The organism is Treponema sp. R6D11 (assembly GCF_054786075.1).
Window position 1 is genome coordinate 1 of record NZ_BDHD01000934.1, and the last position, 442, is coordinate 442.

Below are 442 nucleotides of genomic sequence, written 5' to 3' on the forward strand. Positions count from 1 at the left end.
ATATCAACATATTCCAACGCCGGGTGTTCTGCCGCGATAATAGCCCCTGAAAGCAAGTTAGCGTGGTTATTATGTGTTATTTCTACTCGAGATTTAGTTAAAGGCACTTTTCCAAGATCGGGAATGGAATCAAGCGTTAATACGGGTATGCCAAGGCTTGTAAAGTACCGTGAAAGATTATGATTGATATGCTCGTCATATTGATAGTATCGCCCGGCGATAACCACGGCGAATTTTCCTTGACGTTCAACATCTTCGATTATCTTTTTGCCGTTATCAACTAAATTGTTGTTAAATTCTTCCAGAGCTTTTTCCGCTTGTTTAATTGCCGCCATAACTGTTTTTTCGGGTATGTTAAATGTTTCTTTCATAAAACGGCAAAGCTGGAAATGCATATCTCTTTTTGAGAACCAGTGGCAAATAGGCGTATCAAAAGGAATGT

Annotated in this window: 1 protein-coding gene; it reads right to left on the reverse strand. The window is 39.4% G+C overall.

Annotated features, from left to right (window positions below):
* A partial coding sequence (locus ACYVTD_RS16875) for an acyl-CoA dehydratase activase-related protein (protein ID WP_461248804.1) occupies positions 1-395 on the reverse strand: 395 nt, incomplete at its 3' end.
* Positions 396-442 lie beyond the last annotated feature (47 nt).